Origin of the sequence: Pseudomonas sp. NFACC42-2 (assembly GCF_900116055.1) — a bacterium.
GTDB lineage: Bacteria > Pseudomonadota > Gammaproteobacteria > Pseudomonadales > Pseudomonadaceae > Aquipseudomonas > Aquipseudomonas marginalis.
On record NZ_FOZO01000007.1, the window covers coordinates 32,164 to 53,224 of the forward strand.

Annotated in this window: 16 protein-coding genes; 8 read left to right on the forward strand and 8 right to left on the reverse strand. The window is 61.9% G+C overall.

The features are described 5' to 3' along the window. The first annotated feature begins 81 nt into the window (after nt 1–81). On the forward strand, nt 82–258 hold the full coding sequence (locus BM416_RS30570) for a hypothetical protein (protein WP_175539067.1): 177 nt from the start codon (nt 82–84) through the stop codon (nt 256–258). Here the strand turns inward: BM416_RS30570 and BM416_RS15240 are convergent. Continuing rightward, the gene (locus tag BM416_RS15240; protein WP_092488594.1) at nt 236–727 is read right to left on the reverse strand and encodes an MgtC/SapB family protein; all 492 of its coding nucleotides are present in this window, start codon (nt 725–727) and stop codon (nt 236–238) included. The genes BM416_RS30570 and BM416_RS15240 overlap by 23 nt on opposite strands. A 120-nt stretch (nt 728–847) precedes the next feature. Between BM416_RS15240 and BM416_RS15245 the strand changes: the two genes are divergently transcribed. The 3 genes from BM416_RS15245 to mapR all read left to right on the forward strand — a co-directional run bounded on the left by BM416_RS15245 (nt 848) and on the right by mapR (nt 4,168). Continuing rightward, a complete protein-coding gene (locus tag BM416_RS15245) occupies nt 848–1,087 on the forward strand; it encodes a DUF3203 family protein (protein ID WP_092488595.1) in 240 nt (79 codons plus the stop codon). A 184-nt stretch (nt 1,088–1,271) separates the two neighbouring features. Further along, entirely contained in the window at nt 1,272–2,681 is a 1,410-nt protein-coding gene (gene ccoG / locus BM416_RS15250; RefSeq protein WP_092488596.1) for a cytochrome c oxidase accessory protein CcoG, read from the forward strand. A gap of 77 nt (nt 2,682–2,758) precedes the next feature. After that, on the forward strand, nt 2,759–4,168 hold the full coding sequence (gene mapR, locus BM416_RS15255; RefSeq protein ID WP_092488597.1) for a GntR family transcriptional regulator MpaR: 1,410 nt from the start codon (nt 2,759–2,761) through the stop codon (nt 4,166–4,168). Nucleotides 4,169–4,291: 123 nt separating this feature from the next. Here mapR and BM416_RS15260 read toward each other — a convergent pair whose 3' ends face one another. Both BM416_RS15260 and BM416_RS15265 read right to left on the reverse strand, forming a co-directional pair. Then, nucleotides 4,292–5,038 carry an SDR family oxidoreductase gene (locus BM416_RS15260; RefSeq protein WP_092488598.1) on the reverse strand — a complete coding sequence of 249 codons (747 nt, stop codon included), beginning with the start codon at nt 5,036–5,038 and terminating at the stop codon, nt 4,292–4,294. 54 nt (nt 5,039–5,092) lie between these two features. After that, nucleotides 5,093–7,189 (reverse strand): putative bifunctional diguanylate cyclase/phosphodiesterase, encoded by a 2,097-nt coding sequence (locus tag BM416_RS15265; protein WP_092488599.1) that lies wholly within the window; start codon nt 7,187–7,189, stop codon nt 5,093–5,095. A gap of 315 nt (nt 7,190–7,504) precedes the next feature. Between BM416_RS15265 and BM416_RS15270 the strand changes: the two genes are divergently transcribed. Together BM416_RS15270 and BM416_RS15275 are read left to right on the forward strand one after the other, a co-directional pair. After that, nucleotides 7,505–8,365 (forward strand): Ssp4 family T6SS effector, encoded by an 861-nt coding sequence (locus BM416_RS15270; RefSeq protein WP_256577521.1) that lies wholly within the window; start codon nt 7,505–7,507, stop codon nt 8,363–8,365. Continuing rightward, nucleotides 8,358–8,825: a hypothetical protein gene (locus BM416_RS15275; RefSeq protein WP_092488601.1), complete on the forward strand. Its 468-nt coding sequence runs from the start codon at nt 8,358–8,360 to the stop codon at nt 8,823–8,825. Before BM416_RS15270 ends, BM416_RS15275 begins: the two co-directional genes overlap by 8 nt. Nucleotides 8,826–8,832: 7 nt before the next feature. Here the strand turns inward: BM416_RS15275 and BM416_RS15280 are convergent, their stop codons facing one another. From BM416_RS15280 to tpx, 5 genes are all read right to left on the reverse strand, one after another. Then, nucleotides 8,833–10,302: an efflux transporter outer membrane subunit gene (locus BM416_RS15280; RefSeq protein WP_092488602.1), complete on the reverse strand. Its 1,470-nt coding sequence runs from the start codon at nt 10,300–10,302 to the stop codon at nt 8,833–8,835. After that, nucleotides 10,299–13,406 carry an efflux RND transporter permease subunit gene (locus BM416_RS15285; protein ID WP_092488603.1) on the reverse strand — a complete coding sequence of 1,036 codons (3,108 nt, stop codon included), beginning with the start codon at nt 13,404–13,406 and terminating at the stop codon, nt 10,299–10,301. The genes BM416_RS15280 and BM416_RS15285 overlap by 4 nt, the downstream gene beginning before the upstream one ends. Next, on the reverse strand, nt 13,403–16,504 hold the full coding sequence (locus BM416_RS15290; RefSeq protein WP_065927846.1) for an MdtB/MuxB family multidrug efflux RND transporter permease subunit: 3,102 nt from the start codon (nt 16,502–16,504) through the stop codon (nt 13,403–13,405). Before BM416_RS15290 ends, BM416_RS15285 begins: the two co-directional genes overlap by 4 nt. Then, on the reverse strand, nt 16,501–17,799 hold the full coding sequence (locus BM416_RS15295; protein ID WP_027606396.1) for an MdtA/MuxA family multidrug efflux RND transporter periplasmic adaptor subunit: 1,299 nt from the start codon (nt 17,797–17,799) through the stop codon (nt 16,501–16,503). Before BM416_RS15295 ends, BM416_RS15290 begins: the two co-directional genes overlap by 4 nt. A gap of 232 nt (nt 17,800–18,031) precedes the next feature. After that, complete coding sequence (tpx, locus tag BM416_RS15300; protein ID WP_027606397.1) at nt 18,032–18,532, reverse strand: thiol peroxidase; 501 nt, start codon at nt 18,530–18,532, stop codon at nt 18,032–18,034. Nucleotides 18,533–18,691: 159 nt separating this feature from the next. On the opposite strand from tpx, the gene BM416_RS15305 reads away from it, so the two are divergent. Both BM416_RS15305 and BM416_RS15310 read left to right on the forward strand, forming a co-directional pair. Continuing rightward, on the forward strand, nt 18,692–19,981 hold the full coding sequence (locus BM416_RS15305) for a glycosyltransferase (protein ID WP_092488604.1): 1,290 nt from the start codon (nt 18,692–18,694) through the stop codon (nt 19,979–19,981). Between the two features lie 71 nt (nt 19,982–20,052). Further along, nucleotides 20,053–20,958 (forward strand): AraC family transcriptional regulator, encoded by a 906-nt coding sequence (locus BM416_RS15310; RefSeq protein ID WP_027606399.1) that lies wholly within the window; start codon nt 20,053–20,055, stop codon nt 20,956–20,958. Nucleotides 20,959–21,061 lie beyond the last annotated feature (103 nt).

Sequence of the window (21,061 nt, forward strand, 5' to 3'; positions counted from 1 at the left end):
GATGTACCGCCATTGGGCGGGGAATCAATTGGCCCCGGCGGATGTCCACCACTGGAGCAAAGCACAAAGGAGGCCACACCGATGAATATCCCGATCCCGGCAGAAACCCCGGACCCGAATATCGACAACCCGACCTTGCCCCCCACGGAGCCCGAGCCGATTCCCGAGAAGGAACCGCCGGAAAATGAACCGCCACCCGTGGAGGAACCGCCGACGACCATGCCGCCGGTGATCGTCAGTCCTTTTCAAACTGCTTGACGATCTTTGGCATCACGCTGAACACCGCCAACGCCAGCAAGGTACTCAGCACCGCTGTCGATTCCCGACCCAATCCGGCCGAGACCCCAATCGCAGCGGTCATCCACAAACCGGCGGCCGTAGTCAGGCCCTTCACATGCCCCTCGTCATCATCCTTGCCCTTGATGATGGTGCCGGCGCCCAGGAAACCAATCCCGGCAATCACGCCCTGCACCACGCGGCTCATGGCATCTGCCTGATTGCCGGACATCTGCGGCACCAGCACAAATAATGCGGCGCCCATTGCGACCAGCATATGGGTGCGCACACCGGCAGCCTTGCCCTTGTGCTCGCGCTCAAACCCGAGGATGCCCCCCAACAGCGCCGCGATCAGCAGGCGAACGGTAATTTGAGTGAGCTGTTTTGCGTCGCCCAGGTCGGCGAATTCGGCCTGCAGGGTTTGCCACACTTCATGCCACCAAGCGTTCATGAACACTGTCCTTTGTCTTTATTGATAAAGAATGGACAGCCGCGACCGCCAGTCAGTTGCCTTGAACCCACGTACATTGCCGCCCCCTAACCTTCATAGCCCACGAAAAAGGAGATCGGCATGCCCCTACGTATCGAAAACCAACTGTGCTACTTCATGCTTGATGACAACGGCCAGGAACAGAGTGTGCCGGCGACAAGGGTCAATATCGTTACCGACACCGACAAATCCATGTCTTACGTGGAACTGGCAGCTGAGCGGATCTATATCACCGAAGCCGAGGCCGACGCCCTGACGGTGGCAGGGGCCCATGATGGACGCCAGCATGTAAAGGCTGAAGAACCTGGTTCGCTGATTTAATTGATCTGTATCAGTACTGCTTCAACAGGGCTGCACCCCTTCAGCCACGGGGTGCAGCACATTGACGCAGGCGCCTGCACAAAACCCATCTGATCCGCTTTTTATCCACACACCTGAGTCTGTTATGCAAACAGACCGGCGCGCATAGTTCATCGGCCTGATGGAGGCTGATGAGCGAACGACCATGAGCGAACGAATCCCCACCGTGGAAACCTTTGAGCCGATGCACCCAAAGAAGGTGAAGGCCAAATCCAGCGACAACCTGATCCATACCCGCAGTTTCACCGGCCTGTTCCGCACCTTGCGCGTGGCGGGCGCGGGCTTTCTGTTCCTGGCGTTCTTCGGCACGGTGTGGCTGAACTGGGGTGGGCGGCAAGCCGTGCTGTGGGACTTGGCCGAAAGCAAATTCCATATCTTCGGCGCCACCTTCTGGCCCCAGGATTTCATCCTGTTATCGGCGTTGCTGATCATCTGTGCCTTCGGCCTGTTTGCGATTACGGTGTTCGCCGGCCGCGTGTGGTGTGGCTACACCTGCCCGCAAAGCTCGTTTACCTGGCTGTTCATGTGGTGCGAAAAGGTCACCGAGGGCGAGCGCAACCAACGCATCAAGCTGCAAGCGGCGCCCTGGAGCCTGAACAAACTCGCGCGGCGCTCGGCCAAACACACGTTGTGGCTGGGCATCAGCGTGCTCACCGGGCTGACCTTTGTCGGCTACTTCACGCCGATCCGCCCCCTGGCCGCCGAACTGCTGACCTGGCAGATGGGGGGCGTGAGTCTGTTCTGGGTGCTGTTTTTTACCGCCGCCACCTACATCAACGCCGGCTGGCTGCGTGAAGCGGTGTGCATGCACATGTGTCCGTATGCGCGGTTCCAGAGCGTGATGTTCGATAAAGACACTCTGACCATTTCCTACGATAGCGCCCGTGGCGAGCATCGCGGCCCGCGCAAACGCGAGGTCACGCCGGCCGATGTCGGCCTGGGCGACTGTATCGACTGCCAGCTGTGCGTGCAGGTCTGCCCCACCGGCATCGACATCCGCGACGGCCTGCAAATGGAGTGCATCGGCTGCGCGGCGTGCATCGACGCCTGTGATTCGATCATGGACAAGATGGGCTATGCGCGAGGCTTGGTGAGCTACACCTCCGAGCATCAACTGCAAGGCGGCAAGACCCACCTGCTCAGGCCGCGCCTGATCGGCTACAGTGCGGTGCTGCTGGTGATGATTGCGGCGTTGGTGGTGGCATTGGTGGAGCGGCCAATGGTGTCGCTGGACGTGACCAAGGACCGCGGCATGTTCCGCGAGAACGCCCAGGGCCAGATCGAAAACATCTACAGCCTCAAGGTCATCAACAAGACACAGCAGCGCCAGGAATACCGGGTGGAGCTGCTGGATGCAGAGGGTTTCCAACTGCAAGGCAAGACCGAGATCAGCCTGGCACCGGGGGAAATCGTCGATGTGCCGGTGTCGGTGGCGTTGCTGTCCGACAGGCCGGCGAGCAGTTCGCAGACAGTGCGCTTCAAGGTTTCGGATGTGGACGAGCCGTGGATCTACAGCGCCGCCGACAGTCGCTTTGTGGCACCCCTGAACCGCTGAGACCTCGCTGTCGAAAATGATGCAGATCAAATGTGGGAGGGGGCTGCACTCATATTACCTATTTGTTTAAGGCCAACATGAAACGCTACGAAAAATTCGCCGACGACATCGCAGAACTGATCCGCTCCGGCGTGCTCGGCCCCGGCCAGCGTGTGCCGTCGGTGCGCTATGCCAGCCAGACCTATGGCGTCAGCCCGTCCACGGTGTTCCAGGCCTACTACCTGCTCGAGCGTCGCGGGCTGATCCGGGCACGGCCGCGTTCCGGCTATTTCGTCAACACCCATGCACCCAGCCCGTTCTCCGAGCCGGTGGTGAGCGAGCAGGTGCATGAGTCCACCGAAGTCGATGTCAGCGAACTGGTGTTCTCGGTACTCGATTCGATCAAAGACCCCAACACCGTGCCCTTCGGCTCGGCCTTCCCCAGCCCCATGCTGTTCCCGCTGCCGCGCCTGGCCCGCTCCCTGGCCAGCGCCAGCCGCGAGATGGACCCGCGCCTGGTGGTCACCGACATGTCGCCGGGCAACCCGCAACTGCGTCGGCAGATTGCCCTGCGCTATATGGTCGGCGGCCTGATGCTGCCCATGGAAGAGCTGCTGATCACCAACGGCGCCCTGGAAGCGTTGAACCTGTGCCTGCAAGCGGTCACCGAACCGGGCGACCTGGTGGCGATCGAGGCCCCGGCGTTCTACGCCTGCCTGCAAGTGCTGGAGCGCCTGAAGCTCAAGGCGGTGGAAATCCCGGTGCACCCGCGCGACGGCATCGACCTCAACGCCCTGGCGCAAACCCTGGAGCGCTACCCGATCAAGGCCTGCTGGACCATGACCAGTTTCCAGAACCCCATGGGCGCCACATTGCCGGAAGCAAAGAAGCAGGCGCTGGTCGAGTTATTGCGCAGCCACCAGGTGCCGTTGATCGAAGACGATGTGTACGCCGAGCTCTACTACGGGCAGCAGGCCCCTAAACCGGCCAAGGCCTTCGACACCGAAGGCCTGGTGATGCACTGCGGCTCCTTCGCCAAGAGCCTGGCGCCGGGCTATCGCGTCGGCTGGGTGGCGGCCGGGCGCTATGCGCAGAAAGTCGAGCGCTTGAAGTTGATGACCTCGCTGTGCCCCTCGATGCCGGCGCAAGCGGCGATTGCCGACTACCTGCAACATGGCGGCTATGACCGCCACTTACGTAAACTGCGCTATGCCCTGGAAGAACAGCAAAGCGCCATGCTGGCGGCGATCGCCCGCTACTTCCCGGCGCAGACACGGGTGAGCCAACCGGCCGGCGGGTATTTCCTGTGGCTGGAGTTGCCGGAGCAGACCGATTCGTTGAAGTTGTTCCAGATGGCCCTGGCGCAAGGCATCAGCATTGCGCCGGGGCCGATCTTTTCGGCGACCCAGCGCTTTCGCAACTGTATTCGCCTGAACTACGGCAGCCCATGGACCGAGGCCTCGGAGAAGGCGATGGAGACGTTGGGGTGGATTGTGCGGTCGTTTTGAGGGATGGCGTTGCGCTTTCTGACGCCATCGGGGGCAAGCCCCCTCCCACATTTTGGGCTGTGAATACTCTCAAGTGTGGGAGGGGGCTTGCCCCCGATGGCGCCGGTGCAGGCACTGCATGAGCTAGCGACCGCCACCCAAATCCAGAAAAGTCCCCGTGGCATACGAAGCCTTGTCCGACAGCAGCCAGATAATCGCTTCCGCCACTTCATCCGGCCGCCCGCCACGGGCCATGGGAATACCGGACTCGAGCTTGCTGACCCGGTCCGGGTCGCCGCTCAGGGCGTGGAAGTCGGTGAAGATGTAGCCGGGGCGCACCGCGTTGACGCGGATGCCCTCGCCCGCCACTTCTTTCGACAGGCCGAGGGTGAAGGTGTCGAGTGCGCCCTTGGATGCGGCGTAGTCGACGTATTCACCCGGCGAACCCAGGCGTGCGGCCACCGACGACACATTGACGATACTGCCGCCCTGCCCGCCATGCTTGGGCGACATGCGCAGCAGCGCGTGCTTGGCGCACAGGATCGGGCCGAGCACGTTGGTCTTGAGGATGTTCAGGATGCGGAACTCGGACATCTCATCCACCCGCGACTTGTGCCCCACGGTGCCGGCATTGTTCACCAACGCGGTGACCCGGCCCAGTTCGGCGTCCACGCGATGGAACAGCGCAATCACTTCATCTTCGATACTGACATCCGCGCGCACCGCAATCGCCTGGGCACCGAGGCCGCGAACCTGCTCGAGCACGCTGAGGGCGGCTTTTTCATCGGAGTGATAGTTGATGCAGAGGCGATAGCCCTCGCGGGCAGCCAGCAATGCCGTCTCGGCGCCGATACCACGGCTCCCCCCGGTGATGATGAGGACTTTGTCCATGCGTGCGATCTCCTGATCCAACCTGGTGTTTAGGGTTGGATCCGATACTAACCGTCACGCACGGCTTTTGTCAGGCGCGGCTGCGTCTTCGCCGCGCTGGATATGGTCCATGAAACCGTCCGCCGGCAACGGGTGGCCAAGCAGGTAGCCTTGCAAGGCGTTGCACCCCAACCGCGTGAGAAAACTCTGCTGCACATCGGTTTCCACACCTTCGGCGACGATTCGCAACCCCAGCGCCTGGCCCAAGGCAACAATGGCAGACACGATGGCGGCGTCGTCGCTGTCGTGCTCCAGGTCCCGCACAAAACCACGGTCGATCTTCAACTCGTTGGCCGGCAGGCGCTTGAGGTACATCAGGCTGGAGTAGCCGGTACCGAAATCGTCGATGGAGAGGTCCACGCCCATGTCCGACAGCTGCTGCAACACCGTCATGCTCGCATCGGCATCGCTCATCGCCGTGGTCTCGGTGATTTCCAGGGTCAGGCTGTTGGCCGGCAACCGGTGCCGCGCCAGTGCGCCGGCCACGCTGTTGACCAGCCCGGCGTGGCAAAACTGCAACGCCGACAAGTTCACCGCGATGCGCCAGTGCTCATAACCCTGGGCGTACCACAGGCTCATTTGGCGACAGGCTTCATTGAGCACCCATTCGCCGATGGGGATGATCAGGCCGGTTTTTTCCGCCAGTTCGATAAAGGTCGCCGGCAACAACACGCCTTGTTGCGGATGCTCCCAGCGCACCAGCGCTTCGGCGCCCACCGGGATCCCACTGATCGCATCAAACTTGGGCTGGTAATACAGCCGGAACTGCTCGTGCTCAAGGGCATTGCGCAGGTCTTGCAGCAGCTGCAATTGCTTGCGCGCATTGGTGTTCATCGACACATCAAAGAAGCTGTAGCCGTTCTTGCCCATACCCTTGGCGTGGTACATGGCGGCGTCGGCGTTCATCAACAGTTCCTGGGGGGTGTTGCCATTGCCCGGGAACACGGCGATGCCGACGCTGGCGGAAATCTTCAGCTCATGCTCGGCCACCTGGAACGCGCGGTTGATCAGCACCACCTGGCGTTCGGCAAGGCCCAGGGCATCGTCGGGCTGGGTCAACTGCACCAGCAATACGAACTCATCGCCGCCGATGCGCGCCAGGGTGTCGTGACTGCGCAGGTCCTCGCGCAGGCGCAGGCCGACTTCGCGCAACAACTGGTCGCCCATGTGATGGCCAAAAGCATCGTTGACCGGCTTGAAGCCGTCCAGGTCGATGAACATCAGGGCAAAGCAACCGCCCTGCTCCTTTACCGCCTCGATGGCCTGTTGAATACGATCGGCCAGCAAGGTGCGATTGGGCAGGCCGGTGAGCATGTCGTGCAGGGCCAGGTGGGTCAGTTCCTGGTTGGCTTGGGTCAGTGAGTCGGCGAGCACCGCAGTGCGGGCTTCCAGGCGCGCGTCGAGCAACGACGTCAGCAACGCGATGGCCAGTACCGCCAGGGTCGTCACCAACACCAGGTTATCCAGGCCCTTGCCGCTCAAGCCGTCCAGCACGGCGGCGCAGTAGCTTTCATCGGCAAAGCGTGCGGCCGCCATGCCGGTGTAATGCATGCCGACGATTGCAAAGCCCATCACCACCGCCGCACCACCACGGGCCAGGCGTACGTAAGGCGTGTTGCGGCGCAGGTTGAACGCAATCAACAGCGCGGCTCCGGACGCCACCACCGCGATCAGCAACGACAGGCCAAATAGCGTGGGGTCATAGTCGATGCCCGGCGTCATGCGCATCGCGGCCATGCCGGTGTAGTGCATGCTGGCAATACCGCTGCCCATGACCAGCGCGCCAAACGCCAGTTGCCAGGCAGGCAAACGCGCTTGGCTGACCAGCCATAATGCAAAGCCGCAGGACAATACCGCGATCAACAACGACAGCGCGGTGATACCGATGTCGAAGCCCAAGGCAAACGGCAGGCGCAACGCCAGCATGCCGATAAAGTGCATGGACCAGACGCCTACCCCCATCGCCATGGCCCCGCCGGCTATCCATAAATACACAGCGCGCCCCTTGGCGGTCGCGATGCGGCCGGTGAGGTCCAGGGCGGTGTAGGAAGCGAGGATCGCGACAAACAGCGAGATCGCGACCAGGGAGGGGGAATAGCTACCGATAAGCATGGGACTTCTCGTGGGCAACGGACCCGAAACGCCCGTGCCAAGTGGCAAAGCGGGCGATTGTAGCGAGAATAATTCTTGGACAGTTGATTAATTATCAGAGGGCCATTAGTGGCAATTTGACGTCAATCCACCGACTCAAAAGCATCAGATAACTGGCAGGCATGTTCCTACAAAACATAGCGAACAGCCTGACATAAAAACCGGGAACTATTCCCCAGGCTCTTTCACCTCTATCGACTCACCGGTGAAAGGATGCCAAGCGATTTCCTGCGTAGCGGTGTGCCGGATGCACACTCCACCACCCGTCAACGACTCATGAGTCTGTTGGACCTGCCCGAACTCTATCGAACCATCGACGCCGACCCCGGCATCGTTGGTGCTGGAGTGGTGCATATCAGCGGCGACTATCAGGTAACAGTGTTACGCGAGTTTGTGCCGCTGTGCAGTATCAAGCCCAAACGGGTGATTTTGCGCGAGGCGGCCGGGTCTATTAAAACTGCCGACGAATATGCAGAACTGGCGGCAAGTTCCCCGCGTGAATCACAGCTATGGAAGGAGGCATCGGGGATGGCGATTTCCTGCGGCGGAGCTGTGATTAGCTACATCGTGGCGAAAACGGGTATCGCGGCAGCGCCATTTACCCTAGGTGCGAGCCTAGTATTGACCTACATCGCTTTTGTCGGGACAGCGGCCAGTGGGGCACAGTGTTTGAACAGTTTATGGAGGACCCGAAACGAGTTAATCAATCCCGCCCAGAATGATCACTACGACACGTTAAGGTGGTATCAGGCAACGACGCTTGCCTTAGACGGCATCTCACTTGTGGGAGCAGGCTCCAGCAGCTTCGCAGCGGTCAAATCAGTGTTGGCCATACGGCGTTCGACGGGGCGCCACATGACGGACATCCTGCGGGCCATGAGCCGTCAGGAACGGGCAGCGTTAACGGACGAAATCCTGCGGCTTAAAAATCCCCGCCACCCATTCGAAATCGTCCGGCTGAAACAGCTGGCCGGGGAGTTACCCAAACGGTATAGCAATTCACAATTACGCCAGGACATCCTCACTCAAATCAAAGATCAAATCGGAGCGACCCTATCGGTTACTGGCAGCGCGCTGTCAGGGAATATCAGCCACATGATTATTGCCCTGTATGAGGAGTTCGACAGCCATGACTGATGACACCGACCCTCTGCGCGAGTACCGGATATGGCGCCGTTACGCCTATCGATTCTTGCCGTCGTTCGGCGGTGCTCTATTGCTTAGTCTCAACAATATCGCCGCCAACATGTCACTTAGCCTGGCGTACTACGCAGAAAGCCATCACTTGCCCAATGAATATGCGTTTGCGACCGGCATGACGCTTTGCCTAGTTTTTAACGCTGGGCAAATAATGCTATGCCAAGGGTTTCGTTATGCGCCCCGAGTACTCATGCTCGTGGCAATCGTGAATATTCTATTGGCGACCGGTTATCTCGCCAGTCACCCACCTACGCTGCTCAACCTATCCACGCTCATCTCGGCCTTGATCTATGTCCTGGTCCTCAACTCAAAAAACCACCGCCGCTACTCCGGCATGTTGCGGGTCAAGCGTCGGCGCAAGCTCAGGGCCCTCAGCCAGGTCAAGGCCCCCACTTGACGCGTAATCAATCCTTCTCGGCAATCGGCGTCTGCCCATCCCAGCCGCCGCCCAGCGCGGCGATCAGTTGCACGCTGGCCACCAGGCGACTCTGCAACAGGGTCAACACGGTGCGCTCGTTGCTCAGCGCCGTGGCCTGGACCGTCACCACATCCAGATAGGCAATCAGCCCGGCCTTGTACTGGTTCTGGGTCAAGCGCAGCGATTCTCGGGCGGCCTCGAGGGCTTCGTTGCTGACCACCGCCTCGTCTTCCAGCACCTTGAGCTGGACCATGTAGTTTTCCACTTCACGGAAGCCGTCGAGCACGGTCTGGCGGTACTTGGCCACGGTTTCGTCATAGGACGCCACGGTGCGGTCGACTTCCGCCGAGCGCTGGCCGCCGTCGAACAGGGTCATGGCCAGTTTCGGCCCTACCGACCAGAAGCGGTTCGGCAGGCTGATCCAGTCGGCATAGGTGCTGCTGGAGTAGCCACCGGCCAGGCTCAGCGTCAGGTCCGGGTAATAGGCGGCCTTGGCCACGCCGATATTGGCGTTGGCGGCGATCACCGAGCGTTCGGCCGAGGCGATGTCCGGGCGCCGTTCAAGCAATTGCGACGGCAGGCTGACCGGAATCTGCGGCAGGGCCGGGATGTCCTTGCTCACCGCCAGGTTGAAGTTGGCCGGTGCCTCGCCGATCAACACGGCGATGGCGTTTTCCAGTTGAGCGCGTTGCCAGATCAGGTCGATCAGGCTGGCCTGGGTGGTCTTGAGCTGGGTTTGCGCCTGGGCCACCGCGTCCTTGCCGGAAACCCCGGCGCGGTACTGGTTTTCGGTCATTTGCAGGGAGCGCTGGTAGGTGTCCAGCGTGGCTTGCAGCAGGCGGGTCTGCTCGTCCATGACCCGCAGTTGCAGGTAGCTTTGCACCAGTTCCGACTGTTGGCTCAGGCGCATCGCGGCCAGATCCGCCGAGCTGGCTTCGGCACTGGCCTCGTTGGCCTCCAGGCCACGGCGCAACTTACCCCAGATATCGGCTTCCCAGCTCACGCCGAGCTGCGCATTGAGGGTGTCACGGATCCCGCTGCTGGAACTGCTGAGGCTGGCGCTGCTGCTGCCGGTGCCCTGGCTGGCGCGGGTTTTGCCCGCGCTCAGGTCGACGCTGGGGTAAAACGCCCCGCGTGAACTGCGCACCAGGGCCTGGGCCTGGCGAAAACGCGCTTCCGCCTGGGCCACGGTCTGGTTGGAATTATTCAGGCGCAGCACCAGGTCGTTGAGTTGGCGGTCGCCATACAGCTCCCACCAGGCGCCACGGGCCAGGGAATCACTCGGCGCGGCCTGGCGCCAGCCCTGGGCTTCCTTGAACTGCGCGGGTTCAGTGACTTCCGGGCGATGGTAATCGGGGCCGACGGCGCAAGCGCTGAGCAGTGCGCCGCAAAGCACCAGGCTCGCAACACGGGAACCCCGGATCATGGCCAATTTGGCGAAGGTTGAATCGGTCATAGCGCAGTGTCCAGGGCAGCATCGGTACGCACGCCGCGCCAGGCGTTGAAGCGGTGGCGCGCGCGGTCGAGATAGAGGTAAACCACCGGGGTGGTGTAGAGGGTCAGGACCTGGCTGAAGATCAGGCCGCCAATGATGGTCAGGCCCAGGGGATGGCGCATTTCCGCGCCATCGCCGGAGCCCAGCAGCAACGGCAAGGCGCCGAGGATGGCCGCCAGGGTGGTCATCAGGATCGGCCGCAGACGCAACAGGCAGGCGCTGCGAATCGATTCCAGCGGGCCCAGCCCATCGTTGCGTTCCAGCTGCAACGCCAGGTCGATCATCAGGATCGCGTTCTTCTTCACCACCCCGATCAACAGGAACAGGCCGAGCAGGGAAATCAGGCTGAACTCCCCTCCCGTCAGGTAGATGGCAAGCATCGCGCCGACGCCGGCCGACGGCAGGGTCGAGAGAATCGTCAGCGGATGAATGTAGCTCTCATACAGAATGCCCAGCACCAGGTACACCGCCACCAGCGCGCCGAGGATCATGAACGGCTGCCCCTTCTGGGTTGCGGCAAAGGCATCGGCGGTGCCGGCCATCTTGGCGATCACATCTTCCGGCAGGCCGACCTTGGCAATCGCGCGCTCGATGGCCGCCGTGCCCTGCTCCACCGTGACCCCGGGGGCCATGTCGAAGGCGATGTTTTCCGAGGCGAACTGGCCTTCATGGCTGACGCGGTCGTCCGCCAGGCTGTTCTCGTAATGGGCAATGGTCGACAACGGCACCCGCGCGCCGCTGGAGGTGATCACCTGCATCTGGTTGAGGGTGATCGGGTCCTGGGCGTATTTGGGGTTGACCTCCATCACCACCTGGTACTGGTTGAGGCTGTCGTAGATGGTGGAGATCTGCCGCTGGCTGTAGGCGTTGTTGAGCACCGCGGTGACCATGTCCATGTCGATGCCCAGGCGCTTGGCCTGGTCGCGGTCGACAATCAGCGTGACCTGGGCCGCGCCGCGCCCTTCACGGGCGTCGATGGCGGTCAGTTCCGGCAGCTCACGCAGCGCCGCGACCACTTTCGGGTACCACAGGCGCAGCGCGGCCAGGTCGCCGCTTTGCAGGATGTAGGAATACTGCGCGCTGGTCTGGTCACGGCTGCCGCCGAATTGCAGGTCCTGGTCGGCCATCAGGAACAGGCGCCCGCCCGGCACCAGCGGTACATCCTTGCGCAGGCGCTCGATCACCGCCTGGGCGGACACCTTGCGTTCGCTGATGGGCTTGAGGCGGACCAGCATCACCGCGTTGTTGGTGCCGTTGTTACCGCCGATAAAGCCGGCCACGCTGAGCACCGCCGGGTCGTTGAGCACCGCCTTGCGGAAGATTTCCATCTTCGGCTGCATGACACTGAACGACAGGCCGTCATCCCCGCGCACAAAGCCGATCAATTGGCCGGTGTCCTGTTGCGGCATAAAGGTCTTCGGGACCACCACGTAGAGCGCCACGTTCACGCCAATGGTCAGCAGCAGGCTGAGCAAGGTCAGGCGGCGATGGCGCAGCACCCAGTCCAGGCTGGTGGCGTAGCCGGCCACCATGCGGTCGTTGATCTTCTGGCTCCAACGCTGCAGGCCGGTCATCTGCCCTTTCACGTGGGGCTTGAGCCAACGGGCGCAGAGCATCGGCGTCAACGTCAGCGACACGATCAGCGACACGATGATCGCCGCCGACAAGGTGATGGAAAACTCGCGGAACAGGTTGGTGACGATCCCGCCCATGAACAGGATCGAGAGGAACACCGCCACCAGCGATACGTTCATCGACAGCAGGGTAAAGCCGACTTCCTCGGCCCCCAGGTACGCCGCTTTCATCGGCGGCACGCCGGCGTCGATATGCCGGGAAATGTTCTCCAGCACCACGATGGCATCGTCCACCACCAGGCCGGTGGCCAGGATCAGCGCCATCAGCGAGAAGTTGTTCAGTGAGAACCCGTACAGGTACATGATCGCGAACGTGCCCACCAGCGACACCGGCACCGCCAGGGTTGGAATCAGCGAGGCGCGGAAGTTGCCGAGGAACAGGTACACCACCAGGATCACCAGGCCCACCGCAATCAGCAGGGTCATCTCGGCTTCATGCAGGGTCGCGGTGATTACCGGCGAGCGGTCCATGGCCAGGCTGAGCTTGACGCTGGACGGCAGCACCGCCTGCAACGCCGGCAGTTGCGCCTTGATCTGCCTGACGGTCTCGATGATGTTGGCGCCGGACTGGCGGTTGATCACCAGCAGCACCGCTGAATCATTGTTGAAGAAGCCACTGTTGTAGCGGTCTTCCACGCCGTCGCTGATCTTCGCCACATCCTTGAGGCGCAGGGCGGCACCGTCCTGGTAGCGAATCAGCAACGGTTCGTAGTCCTTGGCCTTTTCCAACTGGTCGTTGGCCTGGATCTGCCAGTTGCGCTCCCCGTCTTCCAGGGAGCCCTTGGGCCGACGCTGGTTGGCATTGGCGATAGTGTTGCGCACGTCGTCCAGGGCCACGCCGTACTGGTCGAGGGCCTTGGGTTCCAGCTCGATACGCACCGCCGGCAGGGAGCTGCCGCCGATCTGCACCTCGCCCACCCCCGGCACCTGGGACAGGCTTTGGGAGAGGATGGTCGAGGCCAGGTCGTACAACTGGCCCTTCTGCAACACGTCCGAGGTCAGCGACAGCACCATGATCGGCGCCTGGGACGGGTTGATCTTCTTGTAGGTGGGCATGCTGCGCATGCCGCTGGGCAGCAGGTTGCGCGAGGCATTGATGGCCGCCTGCACTTCCCGCGCGGCGCCGTTGATATCACGGTCGGAGTCGAACGCCAGGATCACCCGGGTGGAGCCCTGGCTCGACGAACTGCTCATGGTGGTGATGCCGGCAATCGCGCCGAAGGAACGCTCCAGCGGCGTGGCCACCGTGGAGGCCATCACCTCGGGGCTGGCGCCGGGCAGGCTGGCCGAGACCACGATCACCGGGAAATCGATCTGCGGCAGCGGCGACACCGGCAGCAGGTTGAAGCTGACACCGCCCAGCAACATGATCGCCAGGCTCAGCAGCAGGGTCGCTACCGGCCGGCGAATGAAAGGTCCGGACAGGTTCATGACTCAACCGGCTCCAGGCTTTGCGGCTCTTTGCGCCAGCGGCGGCCGAGGCGATCGAAGTACAGGTAGATCACCGGCGTGGTGAACAGCGTCAACACCTGGCTCACCAGCAGGCCACCGACCATCACCAGGCCCAGTGGCTGGCGCAGTTCGGCACCGGAGCCGGTGGCGAGCATCAATGGCACTGCACCGAACAGGGCGGCCAGGGTGGTCATCAGGATCGGCCGGAAGCGCAGCAGCGCCGCCTGGTAGATCGCGGTCTGCGGGTCCAGGCCCTGGTTTCGTTCGGCGTCGAGGGCGAAGTCGATCATCATGATCGCGTTCTTCTTGACGATACCGATCAGCAGGATGATGCCGATGATCGCGATCATGCCCAGGTCATTGCCACTGAGCAGCAGGGCCAGCAAGGCCCCTACCGCTGCCGACGGCAAGGTCGAGAGAATGGTGATCGGGTGGATATAGCTCTCATAGAGCACACCCAGCACGATGTACATGGTGACCACCGCCGCCAGGATCAGCAGCAAGGTGCTCGACAGCGATGCCTCGAACGCCTGGGCCGCGCCCTGGAACTGGGTCTGCACGCCCACCGGCATGCCGATGTCCTTCTGCGCCTGGTTGATCAGCTCCACGCCTTTGCCCAGGGCAACGCCGGGGGCCAGGTTGAACGACATCATCACCGCCGGGAACTGGCCGATATGCGCAATCGCCAACTGCGCCTGGCGCTGTTCCACATGGGCCAGGCTGGACAGGCGCACCTGGCCGCCGTCGGTGGTTTTCACATGGATCTGGTTCAGCGCCGCCGGGCCCAGGGTTTCCCCCGACTGGGCCTGCAAGACCACGCGGTACTGGCTGGCCTGGGTGTAGATGGTGGAAATCTGCCGCTGGCCGAACGCGTCATACAGTGCATCGGTGATGGTTGACACACTGACGCCCAGGCGCGAGGCCGCGTCGCGGTCGATCACCAGGTACACCTGCAGGCCTTTGTCCTGCAGGTCGCTGGCGACGTCGGTGAGTTCCGGCATCTGGCTCAATGCGTGCACCAGCTTGCCGCTCCACAGGGCCAGCAGGTCGGCGTCCGGCGAGGACATGCTGAACTGGTACTGGGTGCGGCTGACACGGTCTTCGATGGTCAGGTCCTGCACCGGCTGCATGAACAGGCGGATGCCCACCAGCTTGTCGATTTGCGGTTGCAGGCGCGTGATCACCTGGGCCGCGCTCAAGTCGCGCTGGCCGTGGGGCTTGAGGTTGATCAGCAAGCGGCCGCTGTTGAGGGTGGCGTTATCGCCATCCACACCGATATAGGACGACAGGCTTTCCACCGCCGGGTCGGTGAGGATGATCTGCGCCAGCTCCTGCTGGCGCTGGCTCATGGCGGCGAATGAAATCGACTGCGGCGCTTCGGAAATACCCTGGATCACCCCGGTGTCCTGTACCGGGAAAAAGCCCTTGGGCACCACCAGGTACAGCACAACCGTAAGGCCCAGGGTCGCGATGGCCACCAACAGGGTCAGCGGCTGGTGCCTGAGCACCCATTGCAACTTGCGCCCGTAGGCTTCGATCAACCAATCGATCCAGGCACCGCTGGCCTTGTAGAAACGGCTCTGCTCTTCTTCCTTGGGCTCGCGCTTGAGCAAACGCGCGCACATCATCGGCGTGAGCGTCAGGGACACCACCAGGGAAATCAGGATCGCCACCGCCAGGGTGATGGCAAATTCGCGGAACAGCCGTCCCACCACATCAGCCATGAACAGCAGCGGGATCAAGACGGCAATCAGCGACAGGGTCAGGGAAATCAGGGTAAAGCCGATCTGCCTGGCGCCCTTGAGCGCGGCGGCCAGCGGCGTCTCCCCTTCCTCGATATAGCGGGAGATGTTCTCCAGCATCACGATGGCATCGTCCACCACAAACCCGGTGGCAATGGTCAGGGCCATCAGCGTCAGGTTATTGATGGAGAACCCGGCCAGGTACATCACCCCGAAGGTGCCCACCAGCGACAACGGCACGGCAATCGACGGGATGATCGTGGCGCTGACGCGCCGCAGGAACAGGAACGTCACCATCACCACCAGGGCGATGGCGATCAGCAATTCGTGCTGCACATCGGTGACCGAGGCGCGGATGGTCTGGGTACGATCGGTCAGCACCGTCACGTCGAGGCCGGCCGGCAGGTTGTCGGTGATGCTCGGCAGCAGCGCCTTGATGCGGTCGACCACCTCGATCACGTTGGCGCCCGGCTGGCGCTGGATATTAAGGAGTACGGCCTGGTTTTCATTGGCCCAGGCGGCAAGGCGTTCGTTTTCGGCGCCGTCGACGATCTGTGCCACATCCTTGAGGCGCAAAGGCGCGCCATTGTTGTAGGCCAGGATCAGCTCGGCGTATTGCTGGGGTGATACCAACTGGTCGTTGGCATCGAGCATCGACACCCGCGTGGGGCCGTCGAAGTTGCCCTTGGGCTGGTTGACGTTGGACGCGGCGATCAGGGTGCGCACATCGGAGAGGTTCAAGCCGTTGGCCGCCAGGGCTTCGGGGTTGACCTTGATGCGCACGGCCTGGCGCTGGCCACCGGCGATGCTGACCATGCCGACGCCGCTGATCTGCGCGATCTTCTGCGCCATGCGTGTGTCGACCAGGTCATTGAGCTTGGGCAGCAGCATGGTCTTGGAGGTAATGGCCAGGGTCAACACCGGGGTATCCGCCGGGTTGACCTTGTTGTACACCGGCGGCGCCGGCAAATCCTTGGGCAGCAGGTTGGTGGCGGCATTGATCGCGGCCTGCACCTGTTGCTCGGCGACGTCCATATTGATATCGAGGTTGAAACGCAGGGTCAGCACCGAGGCGCCGCCGGAACTGGTGGACGCCATCTGGGTCAGGCCAGGCATCTGCCCGAACTGGCGCTCAAGGGGCGCGGTGACCGCGCTGGTCATCACATCAGGGCTGGCGCCGGGGTACAGGGTCATCACCCGGATGGTCGGGTAATCCACCTGGGGCAGCGCCGAGACCGGCAACAAGCGGTAGGAAATAATGCCGGCCAAAACAATCGCCAGCATGCTCAGCGTGGTGGCGACCGGGCGAAGGATAAACAGCCGCGACAGGTTCATGAACCGACCTTTTGCGCCTTGCCGGCGGTGGTGCCGGTCTCCCCTTTAGCCGCCGGCTTGCCTTGCAGGTGTTCGGTGGGCGTCGTCGGCACTTCGCTGCTGTCGTTGACCACTTCGATCTCGCTGCCGTCCTTGAGGCGGTCGGTGCCTTCCAGCACCACACGGTCGCCAGCAACCAGGCCTTCCTTGATCACAGTGTTGTCGCCATCGGTGTCACCCACCACCAGCGGCTGGACCTTGACCTTCTTGTCGCCATCGAGCTTGTAGACAAAGGTGCCGGTGTTGCCGAACTGAATCGCGGCGGACGGCGCCAGCACCACGTTGTGCAAGGTATCGGCGAGCAGATGCACGTTGACGAACTGGTTGGGGAACAGCGCCTGGTCCTTGTTATCGAAACGCGCCTTGAATTTCAGGGTGCCAGTGGTGACGTCGATCTGGTTGTCCAGGCTTTGCAGCACGCCGGTGGCCTGCCGTTTGACGTCGCCACGGTCCCAGGCTTCCACGGGCAGCTTGTTACCGGCGTGATAACGGGCGAGCACGGTTTCCAGGGTGTTTTCCGGCAGGGTGAAGGCCACGCTGATCGGTTGGGTCTGGGTGATCACCGCAAGGAAGGTGGTGTCGTTGGCCGCCACCAGGTTGCCCACATCGACCTGGCGCAAGCCGACGCGACCACTGATAGGCGCGCGGATCTTGGTGAACTCGAGGTTGAGCTTGGCGTCGTCCACCGCGCCCTGGTTGGTCTTGACCGTGCCCTGGTATTGCAGGACCAGCGCTTCGGCGGTGTCCAGGGTCTGCTTGGCGATACTGTCCTGGGCGTACAGGTCGCGATAACGCTGCACGTCGACCTGGGCGTTTTTCAACTGGGCCTGGTTCTGCATCAGCGTGCCCTGGGCCTGGAGCAAGGCATTCTGGTAGCTGCGCGGGTCGATCTCGGCCAGCAGGTCGCCGGCCTTGACCATCTGCCCTTCTTCAAAGGCGATCTTGACCAGCTCGCCACCCACCCGGCTGCGCACATTGATGGTATTGAGCGCGGTGACCGTGCCCAAGGCCTTGTAGTACACCGGGAACTCCCCCAGCACCGCCGGTGCTACACGCACCGGCACAGGGCCGGTGGACCCGCCGAACCCCGGGCGCGCCATGCCGGTTTTACCGGTATGCCCGGCCGGTGCGTCTTTGTGGGCGGCGCCGCCTGGCCAGAATTTCCAGCACAGGCCGGCGATAACCAGCAGCACGAGCAGGCCGAACAGCCAGCGGCGAGAGTTGCGGGGGGAGGATTGCATGGAGTGATCAACCATTGGGCGCGAGAGCTTCTTCTTCGGGAGGCTGAAAGATAAGCACTGGAGCGCGTTAAGAAAAGCGCCTTTACCGGCTATTTACCTTGGGCTTACAACTTTTAACTTCTGCGGCTTAGTCTGCAGGCTATTTCGCTAAACGTCTGAGCCACAAATAAAAACGGCCTGGACTAGGCCAGGCCGCAATCATGTCTTAAGGGTGTTACTGCAAAACGACAGTAACGCGCCGCAACAGTTACTTCAAAACAGCCAGGGCCGCTTCGTAGTTCGGCTCCTGGCCAATTTCCGAAACCAGTTCGCTGTGCAGCACGGTGTTGTTTTCGTCCAGCACCACCACCGCACGGGCGGTCAGGCCTTTGAGTGGGCCGTCGGCAATCGCTACGCCGTAATCGACGGCGAAACCAGGGTCACGGAAGTCCGACAGGTTTTTCACGTTTTCCAGGCCTTCGGCGCCGCAGAAACGCGCCTGGGCGAATGGCAGGTCGGTGGAGATGCACAGTACGACGGCGTTGTTCAGCTCGTTGGCCTGGGCGTTGAACTTGCGTACCGACGTGGCGCAGGTCGGGGTGTCGACGCTTGGGAAGATGTTCAGCACTTTGCGCTTGCCGGCAAAGGTAGCCAGGGTTGCATCCGACAGATCGCCGGCGGTCAGGGTGAAGTCTGCTGCTTCAGAGCCGACTTTCGGCAATTCGCCTTCAACCTGGACAGGGTTACCGCGAAGAGTGACTTGAGCCATGAACAGAATCCTTATGCTGGGTTTTGGTTAAACGAATTCGAGAGGCGGAAGTTAACCACAAAGTACCGTGGCTACCTACCGCCAGACACAAATTGTCATGCCACACGGTTGTGGTTTAATTGCGCGCTTTGCGCCTGCCCCCTAAGGAAACCGTTGTCGATGAATCAGCCCGCCACCAAAGTCCTGGTCATTGGTTATGTCTGGCCGGAGCCCCGTTCCTCGGCCGCGGGCGGGCACATGATGCAGATTCTCGAAACTTTTCTTACACAAGGTTGGGATATTACCTTCAGCAGCCCGGCAGCACTGGGCGAGCACAAGGCCGACCTGCTGGCACTGGGCATCGCCGAATGCGCGATCGAGCTCAATAACAGCAGCTTTGACGATTTTGTCCGCGAGTTAGCTCCGGATATCGTGCTGTTCGACCGTTTCATGATGGAAGAACAGTTTGGCTGGCGCGTGGAGAAGTGTTGCCCCGACGCCCTGCGCGTGCTGGAAACCTCCGACCTGCAAAGCCTGCGCGACGCCCGTCAGCAGCGCCTCAAGGCGCACCTCAAGGCCCACCCGGGCAGCGACGACTTCAGCGCGCTGTTCGCCCCGGCCCTGGAGGAGGAGTTCCAACTGATGGCCGACACCGACCTGACCAAGCGCGAAATCGCCGCGATTTACCGCTGCGACATCAGCCTGATGATCTCCGACGTGGAAATCCGCCTGCTCACCGAACAGTTCAAGCTGCCCGCCGCCCTGCTCCACTGGTGCCCGCTGATGATGACGCCGCCAACCGAGGCCTTGGTGCCGTTCGAAGAGCGTGCGCACTTCCTCAGCATCGGTAACTTCCGCCATGCGCCGAACTGGGACGCCGTCCTGTGGATGAAGAACAGCGTCTGGCCATTGATTCGCCAGCAATTGCCGGGCGCCCAGCTGCATATCTACGGCGCCTACACCCCGCCCAAGGCCACCGCCCTGCACAACCCGGCGCAGGGCTTTCATGTGATGAACTGGGCCGAAGATGCCCTGCAAGTGATGACCGCTGCGCGCATCTGCCTGGCGCCCCTGCGCTTTGGCGCGGGTATCAAGGGCAAGCTGGCCGATGCGATGCTGTGCGGCACGCCCAACATCACCACCCCCATCGGCGCCGAGGCCATGGGCGACGAGCGGCCATGGCCCGGCGCCATCGAGCAATGCGCCGAAGCGCTGGCAGCGGCGGCCGTGGTGCTTTATCAGGATCGCGAACGCTGGACCCAGGCCCAGCAGGATGGGCACCAACTGATTGCCCGCCGCTATGACCGCGCTGTCCACGGACCTGCACTGGTGGAGTGCCTGCAACACTGCCGCAGCCACCTCGCCGCCCATCGCCGCAGCAACTTCACCGGCAGCATGCTGCGCCACCATGCGCATAAAAGTACGCAGTACATGTCCCAGTGGATCGAGGCGAAAAACCGTAGCCTGTAAACCGCGGGCTGGCGAGGTCGTGCGCGAGGGAGCATTATTCCAAGCGGCAACCACAATAAAGCGACGGCAGCATGACCCGAGCAACGCGAATCACCGACCCTTCCTACGAGCTGATGGACGATCACAACGGCCTGTCCATCATCTATCGCCAGCATGGTTTCCCCTGCCCGCTGGTGCGCTGGCATTTCCACAAGGAATACGAACTGCACCTGATCGTCGCCAGTTCCGGCAAGGTGTTTATCGGGGACTACATCGGCAACTTCTATCCGGAAAGCCTGTTCCTCACGGGGCCCAACCTGCCCCACAACTGGATCAGCCAGGTGGAGGAAGACGAAGTGGTGCCAAAGCGCGACATGCTGGTGAATTTCACTGATGAGCTGTTCGAGCAGGGCAGCCATATTTTCGCCGAGCTCAAGACCTTGACGCCCATGCTGGAACGCGCGCAGTCCGGCATTGAGTTTCGCTGCAAGAAAACCATCGCCCAGGCCATGACCCTGATGCAGCGTATCGAAGATGCCCGGGGCATGGCGCGTCTGGGGCACTTCTTTATCCTGCTGGAAGTGTTGAGCAGCTGTGAGGACTACCAGTTGCTGTCCGGCGTGACCACGCCGCAACTGGCGGATGAACACAGTATCGACCGCACCAACCGCGCGGTGGACTACATTTTCGCCCACTACGCGCGCGAGTTGCCCCTGGAGGAAGTGGCGGAACACCTGGGGATGAAGCCGACGTACTTTTCCCGGGTGTTCAAGCAGGCGACCGGGCGCACGTTTATCGAGTTTGTAAATCGGCTGCGCATCAGCAAGTCCTGCGAGCTGCTGGCCGATGGCGACAAGGCCGTGACGGATGTGTGTTTCGAGTCAGGCTTCAACAACATTTCCAACTTCAACCGGCGCTTTCAGCAGCTCAAGGGGATGACCCCCTCTCACTACCGCCGTTTGGCGGTTCAGCGTTTGACGGAACAAAACCTGGCCTGACCAATCCAGACAAAGACTTACAATCACTCAACTTTCTCACAGCCCTGCATAGGAACGCCCATCAGTCCCTTGGCCACGTATTGAAGTACCTCTCCGAATCTGT